The sequence below is a fragment of the Asaia prunellae JCM 25354 genome, from assembly GCF_000613885.1.
In the GTDB taxonomy this organism is placed as follows: Bacteria; Pseudomonadota; Alphaproteobacteria; order Acetobacterales; family Acetobacteraceae; genus Asaia; species Asaia prunellae.
This window is the reverse complement of record NZ_BAJV01000003.1, coordinates 202259-227028: the sequence shown is the minus strand read 5'-3', so window position 1 is coordinate 227028 and position 24770 is coordinate 202259. Positions and strand designations below refer to the sequence as shown.

The following is a 24770-nucleotide window of genomic DNA, read 5'->3' as shown; positions in this document are numbered from 1 at the left end:
CTGTTCCTACATGTCACGATGCGGCATCTCGCGTTTCTCGGCAGCACGACGCCAGAAATTGCACAGTACCATACCGAGAATACCGGCAAGCATGCCAAAGGCGGTCGAACTCAGCTTTGTCGGCGGGAGCAACGCCATGAGAATGCCGCTTGACCCACCAATGGCAAAAGCCATTGTACCAAGCAGAGCGGAAGCCGCTCCTGCCTGATGGCCGTGATGGGTAAGCGCCAGCACATTTGCATTCGGACCAATGAAACCAAGAGTGAAAGTGGTGGTGATAATAAGCGCACAGAGCGGCCAGGGGTCATTCTGCCCGACGATATGACTCGCACTGACCGCCAGCAAAATCAGCCCGGAAACCAGACAGGCCAGAAGACCTGCCTGCATGACGGAGGTGAACTTGAAGCGATGCGACAGACGCCCGTTGATCTGCGTCGCCAGAATGAACCCCCCCGCATTGATGCCGAAGAAGATTGCAAAGCGCGTGGCGTGAAGCCCAGCAGATGCTCGAACAGAAGCGGTGCATTGGAAAGATAGGCGAACATCACAAACGTACTGAAACTTGAAAGTGTGGCCGAAGACATGAAAACCGGCTCACGCACCAGACTGATATAGCGCCGCAGGATTTCGATGGGGGGTAAAGCGTAGCGTTTTTCTTCCGGCAGTGTCTCGGGCATGACCACCAGCCAGAGACCTGCCAGAAGGGCAGCAGCCACGGCACCCGCCCAGAAAATCAGTCGCCAGCTTCCGAATGCGAGAAAGACACTCCCCAGGCTTGGCGCCAGAATGGGACCGACCCCGAAAACAAGGGTCAGCTGGGACATCAGTCTTACCGCCTCATGACCGGTTGCCACATCACGCACAATGGCGCGCGGAATCACACTCGTAATGGCGCCACCCAGAGCAGCAACCAGACGCAACAGACAGAATGACCAGTAGGATGTCGTTGTGGCCAGTGCGATCGTGGCCAGAACATAAATGGCGAGCCCCACCACCATGGGCTTGTGTCGTCCGAAACGATCGGAAAGCGGCCCCAGACAGAATTGTCCGATCGCGAGGCCGATGAACCAGGCTGCCAGTGTAAGCTGTGCCGAGCCGGGCCCCTGCCCGAGATCGCGCTCAAGCTGGGGAAAAGCAGGCAGATACATATCGGTCGAAATCGGACCGATAGTACTGACAAGTCCGAGCAGAATGATCTGTCCGGTCGAAAACCGTATGGCAGGATGAGGCGAAGAGGTCAGCACGAGAGAACCAGGTCCAATCAGTCTTGTCCATCGAGACACGGAAACATGCCGAACGCGCATGGCACACGCTGGTCATCACCCGGAAAAGAGCGGAGCCCGGTTTCTCAGGGGGAGTCGTGTCTGTCAGACATATAAATCCTTTCTCCTCCTCCCCTGCCCGAAAGGCAACTGGCGTTTTTGCCCTGACCTTCCATGCACCTGCTTATAACGGGTTTGTGTGACGCCTTCTTTCCGCAGCCAAGCGTGTCGGACCCCGCCCCCGATGACAGAGCTCTCTCGACAACGCGACCGTATATGAACGCCTGTCAGTATCGATGCGCCTCATTATGGATTTCAAAACTCGGCCACCCACAGTTTTAATCATATATTAGAAAATTTATAATCTTATGTTAATTTCTCAATGTGTTGGATGTATTTTTATATTATTTTACTTTAGAATCTGAAAAAATTATTCAGTAAGCTTTATATAATGAAAATATTCACACCCACTATTGCGGCAATCATGATGGCTATTACAGGAGTGTCGGGCCATGCACGGGCCAATCATTTACCCTACTGTACCAATTCTCAAGAAGTTCTGTCCGGTACCCGACTGACTATCGGTAACGCTGAAGGATATTTCGACTAGGAAAGCACACGTGAGTTCTTCAGATTCAGGCCCGTCTTCCATCTCGATTTCGACTCCTGCATTCCCGATATTGTGTCGATCAATGCTGGCACGTTTGTCACGCGCGACCAGCAGGTCCTCGAACTCAGCCCGCAAGGATTAGTGCATCGAGGGATCGGCAGGGCCTTCAATCCCGCATTCGATGATCACAGTGAAAAGAGGCGTTGCGATCATCTCTCGACAACAGCCGATATCTGCCTTGAGCGCAGTGCCGACAACGCCATTGTTTTCATCAAAAACCATCGGCCGGCCATGCAGCGCATTCCGCTTGTTATCTCCAGAACAAAACCAGTGCAGAGATTCGCGTTTCTCCCCTCACCCGACTCTCCATCGGGCCTCGTCAGTCTGATGATCGACAGGCGCACCGGCTTTGATTTTATCATGTTCGATGTCTGGCATCTGCCAGAGCAATTAGGTTCCGGCCCAGCGCATGCGCAGTAAACCAGACAGACCTTCATCCGCTTTACATCCCGCAAGCTTTATCCCGCGCCCGGTTTGGGCTACGCCGTGCACGAAGAGAGTTCGCACAGGATTGAAGATTACATGCGCATAGCGATGATTGGCGGCGGTTATGTCGGACTGGTTTCCGGCGCCTGTTTTGCAGAATTCGGCACCGAGGTCGTCATCGTCGAGGCCGATCATGACAAGCTCGCTGCGCTCAAGGCTGGGTCGATCCCTATCTACGAGCCTGGTCTCGACAAGATCGTCTCAACCAATGTCACGGCAGGACGACTGAGCTTTACCGATGCGCTGGCAAGCGCGATTGATGATGTCGATGCCGTGTTCATAGCCGTAGGCACACCAACACGCCGTGGCGATGGTCATGCCGATCTGACCTATGTCTATGAAGCAACCCGTCAGATTGCCCGCCATGCCCGCAAAAATCTTCTGGTGGTCACAAAATCGACGGTGCCCGTTGGCACCGGTCGCGAAGTAGCGCGAATTCTGCGCGAAGAACGTCCCGATCTCTCTTTTGGTGTGGCATCAAACCCGGAATTCCTCCGTGAAGGCAATGCGATTGGCGACTTTATGCGTCCTGACCGCGTGATCATCGGCATTGACGATACCGCCGCCGATGGCGGCGCCCAGGCCCGCGCCTGATGCACCAGCTCTATCGCCCGCTCTATCTCATCGAGACCCCCATTGTCATGACAGGGCTCGAGACAGCAGAACTGACCAAATATGCCGCCAATGCTTTTCTGGCGATGAAAGTAACCTTCATCAACGAAATGGCGGATCTTTGCGAGAAAGTGGGTGGCAATATCCATGATGTGGCGCGCGGCATGGGACTGGATCAGCGTATCGGCCGCAAATTCCTGCATGCCGGACCGGGCTATGGCGGCTCGTGCTTCCCCAAGGATACACGTGCCCTGACTGCCATTGCCCGTGATGCAGGCAGTCCTTCCCTTCTGGTCGAGGCAACGGTTGCCATCAACGAAGCCCGCAAGTCCGCCATGGCCGAACGCGTGATCGCTCTCTGCGAGAGCTCGGTTCGGGGCAAGACCATCGCCATTCTGGGTCTGACATTCAAACCCGATACCGATGATATGCGCGAGGCCTCCTCGCTTCCACTGATTCATCGTCTGGTTGAGGAAGGCGCCATAATCCGCGCCTTTGACCCTGAGGGCATGAAAGCGGCTCGTCCGCTTCTGCCCGAAAGCGTGATCTATACAGGCTCTGCTCAGGAAGCCGCCACAGGGGCGGACGCGCTGGTTATATTGACGGAATGGAACGAATTCCGTGCCATTGCGCCCGATAAACTGAAATCAGCCATGCGCGGCTCTGTCATCGCCGATTTCCGCAATATCTGGGATCCTGCTGCCTTGCGCACAGCTGGCTTTACCTACCGCTCAATCGGGCGTCCCTGAGGATTCCGGGGTAAGCACCGGTAGGGCCTGAGATATCGGCCCTACCACGTCCAGATAATCACCGTTGCACCAGCTCTTGTTGTCCTGCCCAATTGGGCGAACAGCTTTCGGCTGGTGCCGGGACAGAATGGCTCAGTTCGCGCGGTTTGCCGTGGCAGCAGCGCGGGCAGCGGCCTTTTCCTCCTCGGTCCAGACCTTACGCTCACGTATTTTGGGCACCTTGATCTGCTTGACCGGTCCACCACCCAGGACAGGCGCACGTGCCGTAGAATGACGCGCCTTCTCGCAATGCCATTCATGATTTTCATGCACGGTCAGTGCACGGCCGATCGTGCGCTCTACATCATGCAGCCAGGCGCGCTGCTCGGCATCGCACAGGGTGATGGCCCGACCGCTCCGTCCTGCGCGACCTGTACGGCCAATACGATGAACATAGGCTTCAGGCAGGCTGGGCAGATCATGGTTGACCACATGGGTCACTGTATCGACGTCGATACCACGCGCAGCAATATCCGTAGCAACCAGAACGCGTGCACGGCCCTCGCGGAATGCTTCGAGCGCGCGCTCGCGCTGACCTTGCGACTTGTTGCCATGCAGGGCCTCGGCAGTGATGCCTGCTTCGGTGATGTGAGAGCAGACCTCGTTGGCAATGTTCTTCTGTAGCGTGAACACCACGGCCTGCCCGACATCGGGCGCACTCAGAAGCGACAGCAGAGCCGCCTTCTTGTGCTCTGCATCAAGGAACATGACCGTCTGCTCGATGCGATCAACCGTTGTGGAAGGCGGTGCGATTTCCACCTTTGCCGGATCACGCAAAAGACTGTCGACAAGAGCAGCAATCGATTTCGGCATGGTCGCCGAAAAAAGGATCGTGTGCCGTTCAGTCGGCGTAGCAGCGACAATCTGCTCGATAGGCTTGGCAAACCCCATGTCGAGCATCTGGTCGGCCTCATCCAGCACCAATGCCTCGAGGGTCGACAAGTCGCAGAGCCCCTGCTCAACCAGATCCAGCAGACGGCCCGGCGCAGCAACGATAATATCAACACCTTCTTTCAGCGCATTGACCTGATGAAACTGGCTGACGCCGCCGAAAATCGTGGTAACGCTGAAGTTCAGATAACGGCCAAATGCCTCGAACCCGTCAGCAATCTGGCTGACGAGTTCGCGCGTCGGCGCCAGAACAAGCACGCGGGCACCATTCTTCGGTGCAGGGCGTGGATCAGCCGCCAGACGATGAAGGAGGGGCAGCGCAAAAGAAGCCGTCTTGCCTGTACCCGTCTGAGCCATTCCCAGCAGATCGCGACCCTGCAACAGCAGAGGGATTGATTGTGCCTGGATTGGCGTAGGTGCCTTGTAGCCAGCCTCGGCAAGAGCCTTGAGAACAGCAGGCGCCAAAGCAAGGTCGTCAAATGTCATGGTCATGATAAAAGAGCGCCTCCGGCGCATAAAACTGGTTGCGCCTTGGCGGGCATTCAGACTGTGGGAATGCCCTTTTGGGGGCGAATTGATTTCACGTCAACGTGAACACAAACGCGTGCCCTGATAGCGATTCATTGTGACCACAAAAATGCTCTGGGGAAACACAACAAGCGCCGACGGGGCCTTTCTCAGAGCAAAAAAGCCAGCTGGATTTCAGGGGCAAAGATATGGAAACGGAACAGGCGCCCCAACTATTACAGATTGGCGTATTTTTCCATTTTTTATGAATAAGCGCCATATTGGGTGTGAGGGAGAGGCTACCTTTCTTTACTGCCAGGGTTTGGCACGGTTTTTGCACGATAGTGCTCATGCACAGCCTTTCGCCTTTCTCAGCCTTGCAGATCAACCGCCCTTCGCGCATTGCGATCGGCAAGGCCGTGTTGCCGCAGCAAATGCCGGAACTGATAATAGGTCAGACCGAGAGCTTCAGCCGCCTGCTTCTGGTTGAAGCGGGTGTCGCGCAGAGCCATTTCGAGCAGACTTCGCTCATAGGCGCGCGTGACCTCGGTAAAATTGAAACCTGCGGGCAGGGTTTCAGGCGGAACACTAGACAGGGCACCGGGCGCGACCTGAGAGGATGGAGCTTCACGCGCAGGCAGCGCAGCACGTTCAGGCTCGGGGGCCACGAGCGGTCGCAGCCAGTCGGGACCATTCCGGAACGGGTCGAACACGATGTCGTCGAGCGGTTTTTCGGGCCGCTCCATGCGGTAGACACTGCGCTCAACGACATTGCGCAACTCGCGCACATTGCCGGGCCATTCATAACGCATGAGACGGTCACGCGCGCGGTCGGAGAACCCGGCGAACACTTTGCGGCCAAGGCCTGCTGTCATACGGGTCGCGAAATGCTCGCACAGGATCAGGATATCCTCATGACGGGCACGGAGAGGCGGCAGCATCACTACATCAAAAGCAAGACGATCAAGCAGATCGGCACGGAAATCGCCTTTGCGCGCCATATCGGGCAGATCGGCATTGGTAGCACCGATGATACGGACATCGACATGGATGGTCTCATTGCCGCCAACGCGCTCGAAGCTGCCATATTCGATCACGCGCAAAAGCTTTTCCTGAACGGCCATGGAGGCCGAGGCAATCTCGTCAAGAAAAAGCGTTCCACCATGGGCCTGCTCGAAGCGCGAAAGCCTGCGGCGCTGCGCGCCTGTAAAGGCACCTGCCTCATGACCAAACAGTTCGCTGTCGAGAAGACTGTCCGGCAGAGCCGCGCAATTGAGCTTGATAACCGGCTTGTCCCAACGCGGCGAGAGAAGCGCCAGACGGGCGGCCACAAGTTCCTTGCCCGTTCCACGCTCGCCGATGATCAGGGCCGGCCGATCAAGCGGAGCCAGACGCGAAATATGATCGAGCATCTCCAGAAAGGCAGGAGACTGTCCGATCGGTGTCGGGTTTTCTTCACTTCTGGGGGATCGTGCCATTTTATGGCCTGTCTCGCATCTCACGCCTCGGGAGCACCATGTTTCTTCCCGTATTGCGTCGCTGACAAGAGAAGCTGGTGTTCTCCTGCGATCATTTCCTGTTAAAATCGTTTCAGCAAAGAAAGAGCATCACAATGGGTATCTTTTCCCGCCTTGCGGATATCGTGAATTCCAACCTCAATTCCATACTGGCCAGCGCTGAAGACCCGGAAAAGATGATTCGGCTCATCATCCAGGAAATGGAAGACACACTGGTCGAGGTACGCAGCCAGGCCGTAAGCATGATCGCCGAGCGCAAGGGGCTGGAGCGCCGCGCTCGCGTCATGGTGCAGGAAGAGGATGAATGGCTGCGCAAGGCCGAGCTTGCCCTTACCCGCGATCGTGAGGATCTGGCCAAGGGCGCGCTCGCTGCCAGGGCAACCGTCGAACAGTCACGCAAGACGCTTGAGCAGCAGATCGCGCAGGTGAATGAGAGCCTCGATCAGCAGCATGACGATATAGGCAAACTGCAAGCCAAGCTGGCCGATGCGAAATCACGCGAGAAATCCCTTTCCCTGCGTCACAAGGCCGCGACCAACCGCATCAAGACGCGCGAGCGACTTTACGACACACGCGTCGAAAATGCCTTCAACCGTTTCGAACAGGTTGAGCGTGCGCTTGACGCGCTCGAGGGGAAAGCTGAATCCTACGAACTTGGCCGCGGTGCGGGTGCTACGCGCAAACCGAGCCTGCAGGAAGAACTGGCAGGGCTTGAGACAGATGTGGCCGTTGAGAACGAGCTTGAAGCCCTTCGCGCCAAGATCAGAAACCGCCAAGGATGAATAAAACCATGAAACGCGTTGAAAGCAGGGGTGACCGGTCATGAATCATGGTTCGAGTATTGATCTGGTTGGCCTTGCGGCTGTCGTCCTGTTCTTCGTGACCATCATGTATATTACGACAATACGTGCCCGCTCGCGCATGACGGCCAGCAAACTGCAGGAATCCGATCTGGCAGCACTCAACATGGCCCACGTGCAGGCTCGTCGGCTTGAGGAACGCGTGGACCAGCTGGAACGGATTCTCGATGAAGACGTCCCGGGATGGAGAACGCGGAGCTCCTCATGATGTTAGCCAGCCTGTTCACACGTCCTCCGCGTCGGATCGCTCTGGCGACACTGCTCTTTTCGGGCCTCACCATTGCCGCACCGGTTTACGCCGCACCGCAGGTTGTGGATGCCGAGGATCTCGATCTCAGCGTGCCCTGTCTCGGGCGCTTCGAGATTACGGTCGATCCGGCCATGAGCGATGGCGTATCGGTTGACAGCTCCTCGACGGGAGGGGCGCATCTCACCGTGCGCACAGGCAAGACACAGGGATCATCCAAGGTCCTGATCACGAGCAAGAGCTGCGCCCCTGCAGCAAAAGTCTCTATTCTGATCGCACCCAGTGTTGGCGTTCTGATTCATGACAGCCACGACACGCATATCGTGATCAACGGTACACTGGCCTCACTTGAAGCCAGTCTTGAAGCCGGACAACTTGATGCAGACACTATCCAGTCGCTTGATCTCAGCCTCCGTGGTACCGAACAGGTACATATCGCCCATCTCAACCGCGCCGCTCAGGTCGTTGAAACAGGCGCTTCGGGACTCGTTGTTGATCATGCCGATCTCGATGCGTTTTCAGCCCAGCTTTCTGAAACCAGTCACCTTGCCGTAACCGATGGACGCTTTGACGTCCTCACCCTCATGGTCGAAAACGCTGCAAGCGTCCGTCTTGGCGGAACAGTCAATACGGCAACGGTCTCGGCCAGCGGTACGGGGCTTGTCGCAATCCCGACAGTCAGCGGTGTATTGACGCGCACCGGCACCGTACAGGTCGGACCAGTCCCGGCTGGCGCACAAACGCCCGTTTCACCCCCTCCGACCGCGACTCAACCAGCGTCGCCGCCCCGATCTGCGGATGCACAGCTACAAACAGGCCAGTCCCCGCCTGCACTGACGCAGGCACCCGCTGCGCCGGTCCCCCCTTCGGCATCCGTCAAGCCGACAGTAACGTCGCCTACCATCCCGGAGACCGACGCGAAACAACAGGTGCCTGCCGCATCATCCGCCCCGGCTGTCCCGGAGCCCCCTTCGACACCGGGTCAAGGACAGTCCTTCGCTCCAGCACCTGCTGCATCTGCGATTACCAATCCGACACCGTCACCCCAGTACGGATCGACGCAGAACGGACCCTCTTCAAATCCGGCTCCAGCGGCACCGACCACACCAAACGAACAGCCATCGGCTGGCGCGCCTGCGCGGAAGAACACCGCTGCCGTGAATATTCCTACGATACAGAACACGCCCACGGCAGAGAAAATGCAGCCTAATGCCTCTTCTGCGCAGACAGTGATTACCGTTCCGCCTCAGGCGGCAAAGGGAGATCCGGCAAGGTGATACGGCTAAGCCTGAGCCTCACGCTCGTCATCAGCACACTGCCGACACTCGCTCTCGCCAGCCCGGACACGCCTCAGGCGGCTCTGAAAGCGGCACCCTTCACCCTGATACTCAATGCGCCCTGCGCTTCGAGCATCACAGTCGATGGCGTTCAGGGACAGGAAGGCGCGGTCCTGGTACAGGAGGACAGCCAGACGCAGGCCGGACTTTCCTTTACCACAGAAGGCAAGACCGCCCGCCTCGAAGGTCAGAGTTGCGACGCCAACGCCCATCTGCATGTACAACCCGGAACAGCCATCATTGCCACCATGGCGCGTTTCAGCTCACTGCATCTCTCAGGCATCAACGGTCCGCTCTCCCTGACCCAGCGGAGCAGCAGCGATGTCACCGTCGATCAGGCAACCGCTCTTGTTCTTGATGAGAAAGGTTTTGGCTCTCTCAAGCTCGGCTGGCTCAATGGCCCTGCGTCACTGATACTTGGTAGCAGCGGGAATGTCGCAATAGGCCGCGTCGATGCCCCGCGCCTGACGGCGTCCTCGACCGGATTTGGCAATATTACCCTGTCCAATGGCAGAATCGGGGACCTTGAGGCCCGTATCCACAGCTCAGGCAATTTCTCGTTTGGCGGCATTGCGCAGACGGCAACACTCGAAGCGGACAGCTTCGGCAATATCGTGATTGAGGAAGTAACAGGCAGGGTTCGAAAGCAGGCCTTGCGTTCAGGCTCGATCACCATAAGCCACGAGACAAAACCACATCCAAGACATGAAACCGCCCCTTCGCTTCTCACCCTGCCCGATGGAACGGTTATTACGGCGCATAATCTCGTCAAACCTGATGGCACCGTAATTGCTTTCGACGACACCCAGTCCGACAACGACGAGACAACCGATGCGTCTGAAAGGCCTCACCGCCGCAGCCACATCTTCCGCTGGTTTCTGCTTTTATGCGCAATCCTCTTTTTCGTCCTGCGTCGCAGGCTTGCGCCTTATGTTTCAGGTATCACACGACCTTTTGGCCCTGCCACTGCCCCGGGAAACGCCCCCGGAGACAATCAGTCTCAGATCATGGATCTGACCGAACGCCTCAGGAAACTGGAAAAGCGCGTGGGAGAGGTGGAGCATTGTGTAACCTCTCGTGATTTTCACCTGCATCGCGAGCTGAATGCTCTCAGCCGCCGCGTCGGGTGAAACGCATGACGAAAGCGCCGATCCCGCGGGAACCAGAAAAAACAAAAGAAGGGAAAACGACATGAGCCGGTTCAGCCTGGGTGTTTTTCCTCTTGTTCTGGTCGTAGCCCTGCTCCCGAGAGCTGGCCTGGCACAAGGCAGCCCGACAGAAACTGTCGCCTCTGCCACGCCAGAGACTGTACTTGCTGCAGCCCCCTATACACTGCATGTCGAAACCAGCTGCGCCGCCAGTATTCACATACAAGGTGTCCCCGACCTCAAAAACCATGCCGACATGCAGGATGTTCCAGCGGGACTCTCCTTTCGTGCCGATACGCATGAGGCCTGGCTGACAGGGAGTGCCTGCCCTGAAGATGTAACCATTCAGCTCATACAAGGGGCCGCCATCGTTTCGACCTCCATGAATTATGACGAGCTGGTTGTTAAAGAGGTCGGGGGCCCGCTTTCACTCCGTCAGGGACGCGGCGACATTCTTGTCGACAGGGCGAGTGCCCTTCTTTATCGCGGCGACGGGCCTGGCGATCTGGCTCTGGACACTCTGGGTGGGCCTTCAATCATTGCCACTGCCGGACCGGGCGACGTCCATATTAATGCGATAACCGCGCCTTTTCTGGTGATCGGCACAACCGGGCCGGGCGACGTTGTAATACGCGGTGGCACGATAGATCAGCTGGCAATCAGCCTTTCTGGCCCCGGTGACGCCCTTTTCGACGGCATCGCGCGCAAGGCCGTGCTCCGGAGCAACGCATCAGGTGATATTCGTGTGCATCAGGTTCTGGAGGATGAACACATCCACTCCAGCGGCAGCGGCACGATAGAAATCACACAGAAAGCAGAGCATGGCCCTGCCACAGCCGTATCTGACCAGACCCGGCACGCAGATGGGGATACCAGCAGCCGGAAAGGCGACATAAGCCTGCCAGACGGAACCCGTATCAATGCCCATCGCATGATCAGGGCTGATGGCACGGTGATCGATTTTGACGCGTTGCACCATACCGGCAGCAACGTCCCACCCACACCGCCAGCGCCTCCCAGACCACCTGAACCACCAGCTCCGCCAGGCAGCACAGCCCAGATCCCGGATACGGAGCACACCGCGCACAAGCCCCCCAAGACCACCATAACCATTGAGGCATCCTCTGACGGTGGCGGTTTCACGTCCGGTACAATCGTTCTCATCGTACTGGCCATCGTCCTGCTGCGCCGCCGTATTATCCCGAGACTGATACCATTGCTTCACAGGACCAACCCGGCTCTCGCAAAGCGGCTGGAACCTTTCCTGCAATCCCTGATGGCTCGCGTCAGCGTCCCCATGCCGGAAACACAACTGCCCCAGCTTCTGGACCTGACACAACGTCTGCAGAAACTCGACAAAAGGGTAAGTGCGGCTGAAGCCTGCGTCACCTCGCGAGACTTCCATCTTCATACGCAGTTTCGCGATCTGAACCGCCATAGCGACTGACGCCTTCCGCTCCTTCCTGACCGGACGATGGCTTTGACGTGAAGCCCCAGTCAGGCTAGGGCTTGTGTCATGATCCTCCCTGATGGCGGCTGCTGACCGTGAACTTAATCCTCGATCCTGTCGCTGCCATTGGGCGTGCCTTTCTCGGCATTGTACGCAAGGCCGGTGCGCTAGCACTTTTTGCGCTGGCAGGGCTGTCTCATCTGCTTCGCCCCCCTTTCTACTGGGGTGTGTTCTTCAACAGCCTGATTGAAATCGCGTTCTACTCCCTGCCCGTCGTGGCACTCACTGCCATTTTTTCGGGCGGTGTCATTGCGCTCCAATCCTATGCCGGGTTTGCCCAGTATCACGTGCAGAGTGCCATTGCCGGTATCGTCGTGCTGGCCGTGGTACGCGAGCTTGGACCAGTTCTGGCCGGGCTGATGGTAGCAGGTCGTGTAGGTGCCGCCATGTCAGCTGAAATCGGCACCATGCGCGTGACCGACCAGATCGATGCCCTGCGTACGCTTTCCACCGACCCGATGAAATATCTGGTCACGCCGCGCCTTCTGGCAGGCACGCTGGCTCTGCCCTTTCTTGTGCTGATAGCCGATATTCTCGGCGTGCTGGGCGGCTTTACTGTTTCCGTCTCCAAGCTCGGTTTCGATCCGCAGAACTATATCATCGCCACATTCAACGCGCTCAAGCCGCTTGACGTCATGGTGGGCCTTTCGAAGGCTGCCGTATTCGGCTTCATCATCACTCTCATGGGCTGCTATCATGGCTATACAAGCCGGGGCGGCGCCGAGGGGGTGGGCTCTGCCACTACCGCCGCCGTCGTTGCAGCCTCGATCCTGCTTCTGGCTTTTGATTACCTCCTGACGGATCTGTTCTTCGCCTCATGAGCGCCCTGCCCAAGATCCGCATTCGCGGCCTGACCAAATCCTTCGGCTCAAAAACCGTGCTGGACGGCATCGATCTTGATGTCGAAGCTGGTACATCCTTCGTGGTCATTGGCGGATCGGGAAGCGGCAAGTCCGTGCTTCTGCGCTGTATCCTCGGACTGATTACGCCAGACTCCGGCACAATCGAAATCGATGGCGAGAATGTCCTTACCGCATCACCGGCACGGCGCATCGCACTGATCGAACAGATCGGCATGCTGTTCCAGAATGCGGCCCTGTTCGACAGCATGAGCGTGGCTGACAACATCATGTTCGGTCTGCGCGCCAAGGGGCGCAGCAAGGCGCAGCGCCTGAGCAAAGCCCAGGCACGCGAGCAGGCCGGTGAAATTCTCAAACAGGTGGGACTCGACCCATCGGTAGGCGCCCTTGCGCCTTCCGAACTCTCTGGCGGCATGCAGAAGCGTGTTGGGCTCGCCCGCGCCATTGCAGGAACACCCAATATCCTCTTCTTCGACGAACCCACGACCGGGCTGGACCCGATCATGGGTGCTGTCATTGACGGTCTTATTGTCGATTGCGTGAAACGCCTCGGTTCGACGGCCATTGCCATCACCCATGACATGGCCTCGGCCCAGCGTATCGGCGATCAGGCTGCCATGCTCTATCACGGCAAACTGGTGTGGAAGGGGCTCGCTTCCGAGCTGATGGACAGCGGTAATGCGATGGTCGATCAGTTCACTCATGGGCGCAAGGACGGACCGATCGGGATGGAACTGAGAAAATAAAGGGCTGACGTTCTTGTTACGTTTCCCCCTTTACCCTATCTTTCAGGCAGCCCCTCTCGCCTGAAAGACCTCCCCATGGCCAAGCGTCCCACTGCCCGTTTTGTGTGTCAGGCCTGTGGTTCGGTCACAAGCAAATGGTCAGGGCGCTGTGATGGCTGCGGCGAATGGAACACAATCGTTGAGGAAGCCGTAGAACCTACCAACCGCGAAAGCCGCAAGCGCGCAGGCAAACTGACGCTCATGCATCTTGACGGTGATCTGACACCCCCTCCTCGCGTAGAGACCTCGATTGCGGAATTTGATCGCGTTCTGGGCGGGGGGCTTGTACCCGCTTCCGTGGTACTGGTGGGCGGTGATCCAGGTATCGGCAAATCCACGCTCCTGCTGCAGGCGACCTGTGCTCTGGCAAAAGCCGGACGACGGGTGCTGTATGTCTCGGGGGAAGAAGCGGTGGACCAGATCCGCCTGCGCGCGCGTCGCCTCAAGCTGGATGCGCCGACACTCGATCTCGCAGCCAGTATCAATGTATCGGAAATTGCCAGCTCTCTGGAGCAGGACCGCGAACACAACGTGGTGGTGATCGACTCTATCCAGACCATGTGGCTGGAGACCATCGAAAGTGCTCCGGGTTCGGTGGCACAGGTGCGCGCCTGCGCCTTCGAGCTGATCCGCCTTGCCAAAACGGTCGGGTTCTCACTTGTTCTGGTAGGGCACGTGACGAAAGAAGGCGCTCTGGCCGGCCCGCGTGTGCTGGAACACATGTTGATGCCGTCATGTATTTCGAAGGCGATCGCGGGCATCAGTTCCGTATCCTGCGCGCGGCCAAGAACCGTTTCGGGGCAACGGACGAGATCGGCGTGTTTGCCATGACCGATACAGGCCTCACCGAAGTGCCCAATCCCTCTGCGCTGTTCCTGGCAGAGCGGCGCGGCAATATTGCAGGCTCGGCGGTGTTTGCAGGGATGGAGGGAACGCGCCCTGTTCTGCTGGAAATTCAGGCGCTGGTCTCGCCCAAGGCGGGAGAAGGCGCGGCAAGACGTGCCGTAGTGGGCTGGGAGACTGCAAGGTTGAACATGCTTCTGGCTGTTCTGGAGGCGCGATGCGGCCTCAAGATGGCCGGGATGGACGTGCATCTGAATATTGCAGGAGGCTTGCGTATCAGTGAGCCTGCCTGCGACATGGCTGTGGCTGCAGCACTGATTTCAGCCGCAACCGGCGTACCGACTTCGTCGGGTGCCACCTATTTTGGCGAGGTCGGATTATCGGGTGAGGTGCGTCAGGTCTCACAAACGGATCTCCGTTTGAAAGAGGCACAGAAACTCGGTTTTGCGCAGGCTATATTGCCCCGGCGTGTCGCCAGCGGTACCGCCCGCCCCAAACCTCCTGAAGGTCTGACACTCAAGGAGATCGGCCATCTCAATGATCTGGTGGAACTTTTCCAGCCGGTTGAGGACTGAACGACCAGAAAGACCCCCTCTGACAGCAAAGCTGTCCAAGCGGGTGGCGTCTGCTTGCAAAATTACGGCAATGCTGCTTCCTGACCCGCAGATTCAGTATCTCAACAAGATCCGCAAAGGACAATGGCAGGAGAAACCTCATGACCCAGACACTGGTCGCCGAAACGCAGCTGGATACGGTCGTGAAAAAAAGCCTGTTCCGCGTACATGCCACGCCAATAGCGCATGAAGATGATGCCGCCGCGTTCTTCGCCCGTATAAGCGTCCCCGATGCCACACATAATTGCTGGGCCTGGCGGCTTGGCGGACGCTATCGAAGCTTCGATGACGGAGAGCCCGGCGGCACGGCAGGACGACCTATATTGCAGGCGATCGATTCACAGGAATTCGATCGGGTCGCTGTCATCGTTGTACGGTGGTTCGGCGGAATCAAGCTCGGTGCAGGAGGGCTGGTGCGCGCTTACGGAGGCGCTGCAGCCTCATGCCTGAAACAGGCAGAAACGGTCGAGATCGTACCCATGCGGCGCATCGGCTTTCATGCCTCTTTTGGTATCCTGCCGATCATTCAGGCGCGATTGACCGAATGGGGCGCGACACAGGAAAGCTGCCAGTTTGACGAAAACGGTGCAGCTCTCGAGATTCAGGTGCCTGCGGGCAATCTGATCCCTGTCACCGGCAGCTTGCAGGATCTGCTGCGCGGCGCGACATTGCGGATGCTGGATGACGATGAAGCACAATCATAACAACCAATCGAAGAGGGAGCGTAACGGACGGGTTTGACGCTCTCGCCTTTCCTACCTACGGTAACGTATCATGTTACGATCGTAGGATCCCTTTTCATGTCCGTTTTCAAACATGCTGCCGCGCTGGCAGCTGTTGCCATGCCTCTTCTTGCCTCTACTGCTCTGGCCGCTCCGGGCAATCCGTTCTATCAGGCGAGCCCCCTTCCCTATCAGGCTCCTCCCTTCGACAAGATCAAGGACAGCGACTATGTGCCAGCCTTTGAAAAAGGCATGGCAGACCAGCTGAAGGAAATGCAGGCGATCGCCAACAACAAGGCGGCGCCGACCTTCGACAACACGATTGTTGCCATGGAGCGTTCGGGCCAGTTGCTGGACCGCGTGCAGAACGTGTTCTCCGGCGTCTATTCGGCTGACAAGGATGACGCCATGGACGCCATCGACAGCAAGGAAGCGCCCAAGCTCAGCCAGCATTCGGACGAGATCTTTCTCAACCCGAAGCTTTTCCACCGCGTGAAGACTCTTTACGACAACCGCGCCAAGCTGAACCTGAACCCCGAGCAGGCGATGGTGCTTGAGGTGACCTATCAGCAATTCGTCCATTCGGGCGCCGAACTTTCTCACCCTGACCAGCAGAAGCTGCGGGCAATCAACACCCAGCTCTCGAAACTGGAAACGGCCTATAACCAGAAGCTGATCGCCAGCGCCAAGGCTGGCGCCCTTGTGGTCGACAGGAAAGAGGCTCTTGCCGGGCTTGATGACGGCGCCATTGCCTCCGCCCAGAAAGCCGCCGAAGGCCGCAAGCTGAGCGGCAAATATGTTCTACCGCTGCAGAACACGACCCAGCAGCCCGATCTGGCTTCGCTGAGCGATCGCAGCACGCGTGAAGCCCTGTTCAATCAGAGCTGGACACGCGCTGAAAAAGGCGATGCCAACGATACGCGCCAGACAATTGCAGAAATTGCCCAGCTGCGCGCTGAAAAAGCCGCGCTCTTCGGCTATTCGAGCTATGCCGCCTATACGCTGTATGACCAGATGGCCAGGACCCCGGCGGCTGTGAACAGCTTCATCCACCAGCTCGTTCCCGCAACCGCAGCCGAGCAGCATCGCGAAGCCGCCGAGTTGCAGAAGGCGATCGGTGAGGATCATCAGAATTTCACACTCAAACCCTGGGACTGGGATTTCTATGCCGAGCGCGTGCGCAAGCAGAAATTCGACCTCAACCAGAATGACGTAAAGCCCTATTTCGAGCTGCACACCGTGCTGACTGACGGCGTGTTCTATGCAGCCAACCAGCTTTATGGAATTACTTTCGAACCGCGCAAGGATATCCCCGTCTATAATCCGGATGTCATGGTCTTCGAGGTGAAGGACAAGGATGGCTCGCCGCTCGGCCTGATGTATTTCGACTATTTCAAGCGCGACAACAAATCGGGTGGCGCCTGGATGTCGAATTTCGTGGGTCAGAGCGACCTGCTGAAGACGCGCCCTGTGATCTATAACGTGGCGAATTTCACCAAGGCGGCTCCGGGCCAGCCGCAGCTCATCACGTCTGATGACGTGACGACCATGTTCCATGAATTCGGTCACGCACTGCACGGCCTGTTTGCCAGCCAGACCTATCCGTCGCTTTCGGGCACGGAAGTGGCACGCGATTTCGTGGAATTCCCGTCCCAGTTCAACGAGAACTGGGCGATGGACCCGAAAGTGTTCGCGCATTACGCCCGTCACTACAAGACAGGGGCCCCGATGCCGGCCGAACTGGTCGAAAAGATCAAGAAAGCCGCGCATTTCAATCAGGGCTATGCGCTGGGTGAAATTGTGGCGGCTGCCCAGCTCGACATGTCATGGCATGGTCTGTCAGCAGACGCACCCCGTCAGGATGTTGATCAGTTCGAAGCCAAGGCGCTCAACGACACCGGTCTCGACGTCGCCAATGTGCCGCCGCGCTATCGTTCCAGCTACTTCCTGCATATCTGGGGCAATGGCTATTCAGCCGGTTATTACGCCTATCTCTGGACCGAGATGCTTGATCAGGACGTATTCTCCTGGTTCAAGGCTCATGGTGGTCTGACGCGCGAAAACGGCCAACGCTTCCGTGACATGATCCTGTCGAAGGGCCACACCATGGATTACGGCCCGATGTTCAAGGCCTTCTATGGCAAGGATCCGGAGATCGGACCCATGCTCGCTCATCGTGGCCTGCTGCCCGACGCGAAATAATATCAAAAGGCCTGCCTCCCGTCCTACAAAGAGGCAGGCCTTTTTTCCGCTCTCTATCCGCCCCTATGCCGGATGATCACTCAGCCGATAATCGGGAGGGGATCCCGCACTGCCCGATCATGAAAACCGGAGATTGCGGGTGCTTAAGAGAACCCCTCTGTTCAGTAGGTAGCCGCAATGTTGAACAGAAACGATCTGCCTATGCTTGGTGTCACACGATTGCTGAACAGATTACTGTAATTCAGGCGATTGCCCAGATTGTACCCGTTCATGGCGATCTTCCAGTGCTTGGAGATCGTATGCGAAATCACGGCATCGAAATTAACTGTCGCTGGGACACGCGCCGTATTGGCTGCATCAAGCCAGACACCCTGACGCCAGGTAATACCACCACCCACGCTGACATTATAAGGTGTTTGCGGCGCGATATCGTAGGTAGTCCATAACGTTGCGGAATTCTTGGGCACATATTGAATGCGTTTACCAAGATTGGCTGGCGTGTTCGACCCGGTAACGCTGCTGTCATAGAGCGCATAGGTCCCGATCACACTCCAGTGTTTGGTAATATTCCCTGATGCGCTCAGTTCGAGACCCTGGTTGCGCTGCTGATCGGATGAAGACGACACATCGCCAGTCGTCGGATCAGTGAGCGTCGCATTGCTTTTCTCCAGACGGAAAAGCGCCGCTGTAAAGCCCATGCGGCCATTGAAGGCGTTGTATTTCGCCCCTAATTCATAAAGTCTGCTGCGCTCGGGTGAGAAGCCGTTATCTGTCAGATAGGGCGCATTACTATTGGTGACGTACAGGCTTGTCGGAGTGGTTGATTCCGCCCAGTTGAAATACACCATAATGTCATCATTCGGCGTGTACATGAGGCTTACAGTCGGGTTCACGGTCAGTTCGGACTGTGAAAAATGACTGTCTGGCGTCGTCTTCACCCCACCTGTCGCAGAGTAGTCACTCCACCACTGATCGAGACGGAAACCGCCTTTGACCGAAAACCATTTCGTGAGCCAGATCTGATCAGAAAAGAAAAAACCGATATCCGTCGCGGCACCATGCTTGTAGCATTTCTTGCCGACACCGTTCGGTATATTGGCGAGCCCGGCAGGATTTTGCGCACAATTCAGACGTTCCAGCCTGGTACGATTGCCGACGGATCAAGCAGGTTCGTGCCGCCGCGGGTCATGTTATAGGGGTAATTCTTTCGATGATCCTCAACATGCTCGATATCAAACCCGCTGATCAGCTCGTGCCTGATCGAACCTGTCCTAAAACGCGCGACCCCTGAAAAGACATTCTGGATCGACCAGTCACTTTGCCTGTAAGGATTGGGACCGCCCAACCCGCCATTACGGACAATTTTTGCTGTCTGCGGCGCATCAGAGAAAAAGGCACGCGTACAGGCCACATTGCAATTCGACTGCGATGCGGAAAAATAGCGATGATAAATGCCGCCCTTCGTATCGTTGCTAAGCGTCAACCAAGGCAGAACCTTGGCGGTCAGACGACCCGTGATCATATCAGTGCTGATATTATCCTTGTCGAAAGTCGTACCGTACCAGTTGGTCCGCGGCAGCCCGAATTCTGTAAGGGGGCGACCTATCGACGTTCCCGGTTTTGTCACAACCCAGACACCATAATCCGGGATACGATTATCATTCTGATGAAAGTAATCGAGTGTATAGGATATTTTCTTTCCCACTCCGAAAGTGATCGAGGGCGCAATACCCCAGCGATGCGAAAACACGGCATCACGCCCGACAACGTCATTGCTGTTTCCCATGGCGGAAAGACGGACGGCAATCGTTTCAGTCAGCTGGCGATTGATATCAATCGTGCCGCGATAATAGGACCCTGTCCCACCCGAAAAATTCGCTGCATAGCTGTTGCCGCTATGCGGGGCCTTGGTCACAATATTGATGGCGCCGCCAGTGGTTCCATTGCCGAACACTTCGGATGACGGGCCTTTTATCACTGCCACATGATCGTAATAGAAGCTGTCACGCGTATAGACACCGAAATCGCGCAGACCGTTCTCATAAATATCGTTCTGCGCCTGAAATCCACGGATCAGGAACTGATCACCCGACATGCCGCCTTCACCCTCACCGACCGAGGCCGTGATACCGGGCACATTCCGGAGCGCCTCATCGAGCGATTTGACATTCTGCTGTTCCATCAAGGCCTGAGGCACGACATTGATGGTCTGCGGCGTATGCATCACATCCTCAGGCATACGACCCAGCCCGACAGGCTCCCGCAGAATGTTCATTCTGCTCCCGGTAACAAGGATATGTTCCTCCCCTGAAGGAACGGAGCCTTTATCCAGACTCCTGGTATCATTCAATGACCGGGCGTGGGTTATATCCTGAACTTCTTTGCCGGAACCCGCTTCCGGTTCTATACGCGGCTTCTGTTTTCCGTCGGACAAATCATTCGATGACGCAGCCTCAGCGGACGAAAGATATGAACCACTACAGAGAAACGTAAGACCAGCGACAACTGACGCCGATGATCGGAGTCGGATACGGGATTCCATTTTTACGGCCTTCATGAAGAAGATTTACCGCATCTTTACTTCGAGATGCGAAGGTGTATCATTCTCATCTATAAAGAGACCGTGACAAAAAATGTCACTTCAATTTCGAGTGTGAAAATATGCGGTCTTACTGCCGTGCCAGTCGTGTCGCCTGACCTGGACTAAAACAGACGATACGCACAAGCAGCAGCACCCCCATTCCCTGAGCAGGGTCTGACTGCAGAAACGGACCCTGAATAAAAACGCACGGTTTTTCTGGTAAATGTTCCGCCGAGACAGGGTCTAGGAATTCATGCGAGACAGGAATCGTTCAGACTTGCGTCCCTATTCCGTCTCCCGCCAGCCACTCGATCGCATCTCTTCAAGACGCGACACCGTGCGTTCGAAAGCCTTTGCATTTTCACCGCTTTGATAAAGTGTCTCGGGCTGGGAAGCTGCGGTCGCAAACAGGATCGTATGATTTTCATACATCACATCGATCAGATTGATAAAACGTCGCGCCTTGTCGAACTGATCAGGCACAAGCGCGGGAATATCATCAACAAACAGCGTACTGAAGCGGGCGGCAATTGCGAGATAATCCGCAGGTCCAAGCGCGGCTCCACAGAGATCCTCAAAACTGAACCAGGCAATGTTGCGGGAGCAGGACGGCACGACCACACGGCGTGACCCTATCATGACAAAGCCAGGCTCGGCTTTTCCCTCAGTCAGGACTTCAAATCGCTGACGCAGATGCGCGCTGTTTTCTTCTGAAAGCGGCGCAAGCCATCTCTCACTATCCAGTTCGCGTCCACGGCGATAATCACGCGCCGATTGCAGCGTCAGTACCGTCATATGCGCCGAAAACGCCTCCAGATAAGGCCTCATGGTCGAACGGTTCTGTACCTGGTTCTTCATGAGGTCAGCAGGCGCGGTATTTGATGTCGCCACCACGACCGTACCGAGCTCCATGATCATATCAAGCAGACGAAGCACCAGAACCGCATCTGACATGTCATTGATCTGGAACTCATCAAAACAGAGCAGGTCGTTCTGTTCATGAACCTTCTGGGCCAGTTCCCTCACAGGGTCTTCGCGGCGCTGCCCCTGCGTCTGCCCCTTGTGCAGAGCGCGCAGGACTTCCTGCATGAAGACATGAAAGTGAATACGCCGCTTTTTTGAAACGGCAACTTCCCGACAAAACAGATCCATGAGCATGGTCTTCCCACGCCCGACCTCGCCCACCAGATAGAGACCTCTGATCGGCGCCGGGCGCCGCCTAGAAAGTCGCGAGAACAACCCGTCCCTGCTCTCATGCCGCGTCTGCAAGGCCTGAGCCAGATTATCAAGCGCCTCGGCTGCACGTCTCTGGGCTGGGTCTGCCTCGATCTGCCCCTGCGCTATCAGGCGCTGATAAGCGCGAAATACACCGCTCGAAGTACCAGGGATTGCCTCGGCAAGATTCAGTTCTGACATCAGCCTCTCTCTGTCATCACGCAATTCAGCTTTCAACCTGTCCTATCACGCAAGATCGTAACGCGCGCCCGAAAAGGCGTCACGCCTTGGTGAGAGGTTTCAGATGCGAATGCGCCGAAATTGCATGATATATAAGACAAAATCAGTGCCGATTCTCACATCAATATGCACATGACGAACCACCCCAATGCGACTATGTGGGGTAAGTTATCGCTTGGATCGAAGACAGAATACCGAGGTATCGCCATGGCTTCCGACGGACGTGAAGCGTTCTATCACGGCACCGACACTGAGGGGCAGGCCATTCGGCGTCCCATGTCTCCCCATCTGGATGTTTATCGTTTTCGCCTTTCCATGGCGCTTTCGATAGGCAATCGCATGGCGGGCGTCGTCTCCTCTCTTGGTGCAGGACTAGCCGTTACGTGGCTGGCTGCCCTTGCACAGGGGCCGCGCGCCTTTTCCCGTGCGCAGCGGGTTGCGACCAATCCTCTCGGCCGTCTCATCTTTCTGGGCTGGGGCGTGGCCACAACCTATCATTTCGTTGCCAGTATCCGCCATCTGATATGGGATAGCGGCTCACGCTTCGAGAAAAAGGAAATTGACGCGGATGGCCGACGCTCGGTTTTTGTGACCGCCGGGCTCTGCGTCTTTCTGACCACAGCATTCGTGACCCTCACCCGGCTTCGTAACAAGGGAACTCGCGCATGAACCGCCTTTCCGATATGCGCACGCCTCTGGCGCGTGCCAAAGGGCTGGGTGGCCTGCCTGATGGGGCCGAACACTGGACGGCAGAACGTGTCTCTGCCCTGCTTCTGGGGCCGCTCTCAATCTGGGGGGTGGCGCAGATCCTGCGCCTTGCCGGGCGTGACCGTGAAGCTATTCTGGCCTGGGCAGGACGCGTGCATAACGCGGCTCCGCTGGGCCTGCTGATCGGGCTTACTGGCCGTCACGCCCAGCTTGGACTTGAGGTTATCGCCTCCGATTATTCACGGGGCTGGCGTCGTGTCTGGCTACGTCTGATCATTCGTCTGAGCACGCTGCTTTTCGTGGCTCTGGGCTGTGCCTCACTGGCCCGCATCCTCATGACCCGTACGCCGGAGGCAAAATAATGAGCGCGGATACCGCCAAGAACTACCGCATTGTCGATCATGCCTATGATGTGGTGGTGGTCGGCGCGGGGGGCTCCGGCCTGCGCGCGACACTGGGCATGGGTGCGGGTGGTCTGCGCACAGCCTGCGTAACCAAGGTATTCCCGACACGCAGCCATACGGTTGCCGCACAGGGTGGCATAGGCGCCTCTCTGGGTAACATGTCAGAGGATAACTGGCGCTGGCATATGTACGACACTGTCAAAGGGTCGGACTGGCTGGGTGATCAGGACGCTATCGAGTTCATGTGCCGTGAGGCCGAGAGCGCTGTTATGGAGCTGGAGCATTTCGGTGTGCCGTTCTCGCGCACCGAAGATGGCAAGATCTATCAGCGTCCCTTTGGCGGCCATATGAGCGAATACGGCAAGGCACCGGTTGCCCGTGCCTGCGCAGCGGCTGACCGCACCGGTCATGCCATCCTGCACACGCTCTATCAGCAATGCCTGAAACATCGCGTCGATTTCTTCGTCGAATATTACGTGCTCGACCTGATCATGGATGAGGAGGGCGCCTGTCGCGGTATCATGGCCTGGTGCCTTGATGACGGCTCGATCCATCGCTTCAACGCCAAGACGGTCGTGCTGGCAACGGGCGGCTATGGCCGTGCCTTCCAGAGCTGCACCTCGGCCCATTCCTGCACGGGCGATGGCGGCGGACTGGCCATGCGTGCCGGGGTACCGACACAGGATATGGAATTCGTCCAGTTTCATCCGACCGGTATCTTTCCGGCAGGGTGCCTGCTGACAGAAGGCTGTCGTGGCGAAGGTGGCTATCTGACCAATTCGGAAGGCGAACGCTTCATGGAGCGCTACGCTCCGACTGCCAAGGATCTCGCCTCACGTGATGTCGTGTCACGCGCCATGACCATCGAGATCAATGAAGGGCGTGGCTGTGGTCCGAAAAAGGATCACATCATGCTGCATCTGGAGCATCTTGGCCCTGAATTGCTGCATCAGCGCCTGCCTGGCATTTCTGAGACCGCGCGTATTTTTGCCGGTGTGGATGTAACAAAGGAGCCGGCTCCGGTTCTGCCAACCGTGCATTACAACATGGGCGGTGTGCCGACCAATCTGCACGGTGAAGTGCTGAGACCGACCGAGGAAAATCCCGAACAGGTCGTACCGGGCCTGATGGCCGTTGGTGAAGCGGCCTGCGTTTCGGTGCATGGCGCCAATCGACTGGGCACCAACTCGCTGCTTGATCTGATCGTGTTCGGGCGTGCGGCAGGCAAACGCGCAGCAGAGATCATTGATCCGACCACACCTGTCCCGCCTTTGCCGAAAAATGCGGGCGAGGCCATTCTCGAAGCCTTCGACAAGACACGCTACGCTTCAGGTAAATTCACTGTGGCAGAGCTTCGTGAAAGGCTGCAACGTCTTATGCAGAGCCATGCGGCCGTTTTCCGCAATACGAAATCGCTCGCAGAAGGGTGCGAGAAGATCCATCAGCTCTGGGAAGACGCACAGCACATGGGTGTGTCCGATCGCTCGCTCATCTGGAACAGCGATCTGATGGAAGCCCTCGAATTCGCCAATCTTCTGGCCAATGCCACGGTCACTATCGAAAGCGCTTATGCCCGTCACGAAACACGTGGCGCCCATGCGCATGACGACTACCCTGAGCGCGATGACGAACACTGGATGAAACATACCGTCTCCTATCTCGGTAAGGACGGTACGGTAAACCTGCTTTACCGGCCGGTGCGGATGCAGACCCTGACGAATGATGTCGAGGTTTTCCCGCCCAAGAAACGCGTTTACTGAG

The 24770-nt window shown here is 57.1% G+C and carries 18 protein-coding genes and 3 pseudogenes; 15 read left to right on the top strand and 6 right to left on the bottom strand.

What is annotated here, in order from left to right:
* Positions 1-6: 6 nt before the first annotated feature.
* Entirely contained in the window at positions 7-387 is a 381-nt protein-coding gene (locus JCM25354_RS22120) for an MFS transporter (protein ID WP_243443877.1), read from the bottom strand.
* Positions 348-1304 (bottom strand): MFS transporter, encoded by a 957-nt coding sequence (locus JCM25354_RS16480; protein WP_243443876.1) that lies wholly within the window; start codon positions 1302-1304, stop codon positions 348-350. The genes JCM25354_RS22120 and JCM25354_RS16480 overlap by 40 nt, the downstream gene beginning before the upstream one ends.
* Positions 1305-1944: 640 nt before the next feature.
* Here JCM25354_RS16480 and JCM25354_RS03980 point away from each other — a divergent pair.
* A complete protein-coding gene (locus tag JCM25354_RS03980) occupies positions 1945-2352 on the top strand; it encodes a hypothetical protein (protein WP_025885050.1) in 408 nt (135 codons plus the stop codon).
* Between the two features lie 102 nt (positions 2353-2454).
* Positions 2455-3779: pseudogene (locus JCM25354_RS16470) on the top strand (UDP-glucose dehydrogenase family protein).
* Between the two features lie 132 nt (positions 3780-3911).
* Here JCM25354_RS16470 and JCM25354_RS03970 read toward each other — a convergent pair.
* Complete coding sequence (locus JCM25354_RS03970) at positions 3912-5201, bottom strand: DEAD/DEAH box helicase (RefSeq protein WP_025885049.1); 1290 nt, start codon at positions 5199-5201, stop codon at positions 3912-3914.
* Positions 5202-5587: 386 nt separating this feature from the next.
* Positions 5588-6694, bottom strand: coding sequence for a phage shock protein operon transcriptional activator (gene pspF, locus JCM25354_RS03965; RefSeq protein WP_025885048.1), 1107 nt, complete (start codon positions 6692-6694; stop codon positions 5588-5590).
* A 134-nt stretch (positions 6695-6828) separates the two neighbouring features.
* Here pspF and pspA point away from each other — a divergent pair, with 134 nt between their 5' ends.
* The 10 genes and pseudogenes from pspA (at position 6829) to JCM25354_RS03915 (ending at position 17861) form a co-directional block, all read left to right on the top strand.
* Positions 6829-7515, top strand: coding sequence for a phage shock protein PspA (gene pspA / locus JCM25354_RS03960; protein WP_025885047.1), 687 nt, complete (start codon positions 6829-6831; stop codon positions 7513-7515).
* Between the two features lie 40 nt (positions 7516-7555).
* A complete protein-coding gene (gene pspB / locus JCM25354_RS03955) occupies positions 7556-7801 on the top strand; it encodes an envelope stress response membrane protein PspB (protein ID WP_025885046.1) in 246 nt (81 codons plus the stop codon).
* Positions 7798-9117, top strand: coding sequence for a hypothetical protein (locus JCM25354_RS16465; protein ID WP_025885045.1), 1320 nt, complete (start codon positions 7798-7800; stop codon positions 9115-9117). The genes pspB and JCM25354_RS16465 overlap by 4 nt, the downstream gene beginning before the upstream one ends.
* Entirely contained in the window at positions 9114-10307 is a 1194-nt protein-coding gene (locus tag JCM25354_RS03945) for a DUF4097 family beta strand repeat-containing protein (protein ID WP_025885044.1), read from the top strand. The genes JCM25354_RS16465 and JCM25354_RS03945 overlap by 4 nt, the downstream gene beginning before the upstream one ends.
* A 61-nt stretch (positions 10308-10368) precedes the next feature.
* Complete coding sequence (locus tag JCM25354_RS03940; protein WP_148301366.1) at positions 10369-11772, top strand: DUF4097 family beta strand repeat-containing protein; 1404 nt, start codon at positions 10369-10371, stop codon at positions 11770-11772.
* A gap of 98 nt (positions 11773-11870) precedes the next feature.
* Entirely contained in the window at positions 11871-12656 is a 786-nt protein-coding gene (locus tag JCM25354_RS03935; RefSeq protein WP_025885042.1) for an MlaE family ABC transporter permease, read from the top strand.
* Positions 12653-13441 (top strand): ABC transporter ATP-binding protein, encoded by a 789-nt coding sequence (locus JCM25354_RS03930; protein ID WP_025885041.1) that lies wholly within the window; start codon positions 12653-12655, stop codon positions 13439-13441. Before JCM25354_RS03935 ends, JCM25354_RS03930 begins: the two co-directional genes overlap by 4 nt.
* 75 nt (positions 13442-13516) lie before the next feature.
* Positions 13517-14898 (top strand): annotated as a pseudogene (gene radA / locus JCM25354_RS16460) (DNA repair protein RadA).
* Positions 14899-15038: 140 nt separating this feature from the next.
* On the top strand, positions 15039-15641 hold the full coding sequence (locus tag JCM25354_RS03920) for an IMPACT family protein (protein WP_025885040.1): 603 nt from the start codon (positions 15039-15041) through the stop codon (positions 15639-15641).
* A 138-nt stretch (positions 15642-15779) separates the two neighbouring features.
* Positions 15780-17861, top strand: coding sequence for a M3 family metallopeptidase (locus JCM25354_RS03915; protein WP_243443888.1), 2082 nt, complete (start codon positions 15780-15782; stop codon positions 17859-17861).
* Positions 17862-18022: 161 nt separating this feature from the next.
* Here the strand turns inward: JCM25354_RS03915 and JCM25354_RS16455 are convergent.
* Both JCM25354_RS16455 and zapE read right to left on the bottom strand, forming a co-directional pair.
* Positions 18023-20398, bottom strand: a pseudogene (locus tag JCM25354_RS16455) (TonB-dependent receptor).
* Positions 20399-20727: 329 nt separating this feature from the next.
* Positions 20728-21858: a cell division protein ZapE gene (zapE, locus tag JCM25354_RS03905; RefSeq protein WP_035446680.1), complete on the bottom strand. Its 1131-nt coding sequence runs from the start codon at positions 21856-21858 to the stop codon at positions 20728-20730.
* A 246-nt stretch (positions 21859-22104) separates the two neighbouring features.
* Here zapE and sdhC point away from each other — a divergent pair, with 246 nt between their 5' ends.
* From sdhC to sdhA, 3 genes are read left to right on the top strand one after another with little or no spacing between them, the layout of a single operon-like run.
* Entirely contained in the window at positions 22105-22566 is a 462-nt protein-coding gene (sdhC, locus tag JCM25354_RS03900) for a succinate dehydrogenase, cytochrome b556 subunit (protein ID WP_148301365.1), read from the top strand.
* Complete coding sequence (sdhD, locus tag JCM25354_RS03895) at positions 22563-22967, top strand: succinate dehydrogenase, hydrophobic membrane anchor protein (RefSeq protein WP_025885036.1); 405 nt, start codon at positions 22563-22565, stop codon at positions 22965-22967. The genes sdhC and sdhD overlap by 4 nt, the downstream gene beginning before the upstream one ends.
* Positions 22967-24769, top strand: a complete 1803-nt coding sequence (gene sdhA / locus JCM25354_RS03890; protein WP_025885035.1) for a succinate dehydrogenase flavoprotein subunit — start codon at positions 22967-22969, stop codon at positions 24767-24769. Before sdhD ends, sdhA begins: the two co-directional genes overlap by 1 nt.
* Position 24770 lies beyond the last annotated feature (1 nt).

Excerpts from the sequence above, each read along its gene's own strand:
- JCM25354_RS22120 (WP_243443877.1), bottom strand. The coding sequence starts at position 387 with ATGCAGGCAGGTCTTCTGGCCTGTCTGGTTTCCGGGCTGATTTTGCTG.
- JCM25354_RS16480 (WP_243443876.1), bottom strand. The coding sequence starts at position 1,304 with ATGCGCGTTCGGCATGTTTCCGTGTCTCGATGGACAAGACTGATTGGA.
- JCM25354_RS03970 (WP_025885049.1), bottom strand. The coding sequence starts at position 5,201 with ATGACCATGACATTTGACGACCTTGCTTTGGCGCCTGCTGTTCTCAAG.
- pspF (WP_025885048.1), bottom strand. The coding sequence starts at position 6,694 with ATGGCACGATCCCCCAGAAGTGAAGAAAACCCGACACCGATCGGACAG.
- pspA (WP_025885047.1), top strand. The coding sequence starts at position 6,829 with ATGGGTATCTTTTCCCGCCTTGCGGATATCGTGAATTCCAACCTCAAT.
- pspB (WP_025885046.1), top strand. The coding sequence starts at position 7,556 with ATGAATCATGGTTCGAGTATTGATCTGGTTGGCCTTGCGGCTGTCGTC.
- JCM25354_RS16465 (WP_025885045.1), top strand. The coding sequence starts at position 7,798 with ATGATGTTAGCCAGCCTGTTCACACGTCCTCCGCGTCGGATCGCTCTG.
- JCM25354_RS03940 (WP_148301366.1), top strand. The coding sequence starts at position 10,369 with ATGAGCCGGTTCAGCCTGGGTGTTTTTCCTCTTGTTCTGGTCGTAGCC.
- JCM25354_RS03930 (WP_025885041.1), top strand. The coding sequence starts at position 12,653 with ATGAGCGCCCTGCCCAAGATCCGCATTCGCGGCCTGACCAAATCCTTC.
- JCM25354_RS03920 (WP_025885040.1), top strand. The coding sequence starts at position 15,039 with ATGACCCAGACACTGGTCGCCGAAACGCAGCTGGATACGGTCGTGAAA.
- JCM25354_RS03915 (WP_243443888.1), top strand. The coding sequence starts at position 15,780 with ATGCCTCTTCTTGCCTCTACTGCTCTGGCCGCTCCGGGCAATCCGTTC.
- zapE (WP_035446680.1), bottom strand. The coding sequence starts at position 21,858 with ATGTCAGAACTGAATCTTGCCGAGGCAATCCCTGGTACTTCGAGCGGT.
- sdhC (WP_148301365.1), top strand. The coding sequence starts at position 22,105 with ATGGCTTCCGACGGACGTGAAGCGTTCTATCACGGCACCGACACTGAG.
- sdhD (WP_025885036.1), top strand. The coding sequence starts at position 22,563 with ATGAACCGCCTTTCCGATATGCGCACGCCTCTGGCGCGTGCCAAAGGG.
- sdhA (WP_025885035.1), top strand. The coding sequence starts at position 22,967 with ATGAGCGCGGATACCGCCAAGAACTACCGCATTGTCGATCATGCCTAT.